We start from the raw sequence: 3,479 nt of genomic DNA on the forward strand, positions 1-3,479 counted from the left end.
GTGCGGTTAAGAGGATTGACTATTGGTTGAAAGACCGATTTGTTCTTTAAAAATTTGGACACAAGCTAAAAACTGAAGAGAACTCAAGCGTTCGAGAGGACGTAAGAGCTGAGTATTCGAGAGGTCGAGCAATCGACAATCGAAAGAGGCTTGTTTAGTGAGAAAAGGCACTGGGCAAGTCAGCGTAGGGAAACTTACGCACGCGTCAATGGAAAGCGGCTTTAGGAATGGCAACTGAACGGACACGAAAGTGAACGTGGGGTATAAAAATTCTTGAGGTTGTATGGTTAAGTGACGAAGCGTGCAGGGTGGATGCCTAGGCAGTCAGAGGCGAAGAAGGACGTGCTAATCTGCGAAAAGCGTGGAGGAGTTGATAAGAAGCGTAATCACTCCACGATATCCGAATGGGGCAACCCAGTAGATGAAGAATCTACTATTGTTAACTGAATTCATAGGTTAACAAGGCGAACCGGGAGAACTGAAACATCTCAGTACCCCGAGGAAAAGAAATCAACCGAGATTCTGTAAGTAGCGGCGAGCGAACGCGGAAGAGCCGTTAGTGATAGTAAGTGTGTTAGGAGAATGTGTTGGGAAGCACAATCGTAGAGGGTGATAATCCCGTATCCGAAGGCGCATTTATGGTACTAAGCTAACAATAAGTAGGGCGGGACACGAGAAATCCTGTTTGAAGATGGGGGGACCATCCTCCAAGGCTAAATACTCCTGACTGACCGATAGTGAACCAGTACCGTGAGGGAAAGGCGAAAAGAACCCTGGTGAAGGGAGTGAAATAGAACCTGAAACCCTGTACGTACAAGCAGTGGGAGCCTCTTTTGTGGGGGTGACTGCGTACCTTTTGTATAATGGGTCAGCGACTTATATTGTGTAGCGAGGTTAACCGAATAGGGGAGCCGAAGGGAAACCGAGTCTTAACTGGGCGGATAGTTGCATGATATAGACCCGAAACCCGGTGATCTAGCCATGGGCAGGTTGAAGGTTGGGTAACACTAACTGGAGGACCGAACCGACTACTGTTGAAAAAGTAGCGGATGACTTGTGGCTGGGGGTGAAAGGCCAATCAAACCGGGAGATAGCTGGTTCTCCCCGAAATCTATTTAGGTAGAGCCTTAGATGAATACCTTCGGGGGTAGAGCACTGTTTCGGCTAGGGGGTCATCCCGACTTACCAACCCGATGCAAACTGCGAATACCGAAGAGTAGTATCTAGGAGACACACGGCGGGTGCTAACGTTCGTCGTGAAGAGGGAAACAACCCAGACCGCCAGCTAAGGTCCCAAAGTCTATGTTAAGTGGGAAACGAAGTGGGAAGGCTTAGACAGCTAGGATGTTGGCTTAGAAGCAGCCATCATTTAAAGAAAGCGTAATAGCTCACTAGTCGAGTCGGCCTGCGCGGAAGATGTAACGGGGCTAAAACATAGCACCGAAGCTGCGGCATTCAGGGAGCAGGTTTCAGGGTTCAGGCTACAGGAGTCAGGGCATGGTAAAACGATTTGAAGATTTAAATGTATTTCAAAAAGCGTATCGGGTTTCATTAGAAATTCATCAAGCGACATTAAATTTTCCAAAAGTAGAACAATTTGCCTTGGCTGACCAACTAAGACGTTCAAGTAAAAGCATCTGTGCAAATCTGGCAGAAGGTTTTGCGAAGCAACGTTCATCTGCTGAGTTTAGACGTTATATTGCCATGGCAATAGGCAGTGCAGATGAGACACGAGTTTGGTTAAGATATTGTATAGACCTGAATTATATAGAGAAACAACAATGGCAAGCTTGGCGTAATGAATACGAAGAGGTTGCCAAAATGTTGAATGGTTTAAGTGAAAGTCTGAGAGACTGACACCAGAACCCTGAAACCTGTTCCCTGATTGGGTAGGGGAGCGTTGTGTAAGCGGAAGAAGGTGGCTTGAGAGGGCTGCTGGACGTATCACAAGTGCGAATGCTGACATAAGTAACGATAAAGGGGGTGAAAAACCCCCTCGCCGGAAGACCAAGGGTTCCTGTCCAACGTTAATCGGGGCAGGGTGAGTCGGCCCCTAAGGCGAGGCTGAAGAGCGTAGTCGATGGGAAACGGGTTAATATTCCCGTACTTGTGATAAGAGCGATGTGGGGACGGAGCAGGTTAGGTTATCCGGGTGACGGAAGTCCCGGTCCAAGCGTGTAGGATGGATAATTAGGCAAATCCGGTTATCTAAATCAGAGGCGTGACGGGGAGGCACTAAGGTGCTGAAGTAACTGATACCACACTTCCAGGAAAAGCCACTAAGCTTATCTTATCATAAACCGTACTGAAAACCGACACAGGTGGTCAGGTAGAGAATACTCAGGCGCTTGAGAGAACTCGGGTGAAGGAACTAGGCAAAATAGCACCGTAACTTCGGGAGAAGGTGCGCTGATGGTAATTGAAGTCCTTATCGGATGGAGGTGAAGTCAGTCGAAGTGACCAGCTGGCTGCAACTGTTTATTAAAAACACAGCACTCTGCAAACACGAAAGTGGACGTATAGGGTGTGACGCCTGCCCGGTGCTGGAAGGTTAATTGATGATGTGAGAGCATTTGATCGAAGCCCCAGTAAACGGCGGCCGTAACTATAACGGTCCTAAGGTAGCGAAATTCCTTGTCGGGTAAGTTCCGACCTGCACGAATGGCGTAATGATGGCCAGGCTGTCTCCACCCGAGACTCAGTGAAATTGAAATCGCCGTGAAGATGCGGTGTACCCGCGGCTAGACGGAAAGACCCCGTGAACCTTTACTATAGCTTGACACTGAACATTGAATTTTGATGTGTAGGATAGGTGGGAGACTGCGAAGTATTAACGCCAGTTAATATGGAGTCGTTGTTGAAATACCACCCTTTAAGGTTTGATGTTCTAACACAGACTGCGAAACGCGGTCGTGGACAGTGTCTGGTGGGTAGTTTGACTGGGGCGGTCTCCTCCCAAAGCGTAACGGAGGAGTACGAAGGTTTGCTAATCACGGTCGGACATCGTGAGGTTAGTACAATGGTATAAGCAAGCTTGACTGCGAGACGGACATGTCGAGCAGGTGCGAAAGCAGGTCATAGTGATCCGGTGGTTCTGAATGGAAGGGCCATCGCTCAACGGATAAAAGGTACTCCGGGGATAACAGGCTGATACCGCCCAAGAGTTCATATCGACGGCGGTGTTTGGCACCTCGATGTCGGCTCATCACATCCTGGGGCTGAAGTAGGTCCCAAGGGTATGGCTGTTCGCCATTTAAAGTGGTACGCGAGCTGGGTTTAGAACGTCGTGAGACAGTTCGGTCCCTATCTGCCGTGGGCGTTGGAAAATTGAAAGGGGCTGCTCCTAGTACGAGAGGACCGGAGTGGACGCACCGCTGGTGTTCCCGTTGTTTCGCCAGAAGCATTGCGGGGTAGCTATGTGCGGAAGAGATAAGTGCTGAAAGCATCTAAGCACGAAACTTGCCTTGAGATGAGTTTTC

At 48.9% G+C, this 3,479-nt stretch carries 1 rRNA gene; it reads left to right on the forward strand.

Annotation, left to right across the window (positions count from 1 at the left end):
• Nucleotides 1-285: 285 nt before the first annotated feature.
• Nucleotides 286-3,479: ribosomal RNA gene (locus FHQ23_RS02295) — 23S ribosomal RNA — on the forward strand; the annotation flags it as partial.

It is taken from the genome of Testudinibacter crocodili, from assembly GCF_006228025.1.
Taxonomy (GTDB): Bacteria; Pseudomonadota; Gammaproteobacteria; order Enterobacterales; family Pasteurellaceae; genus Chelonobacter.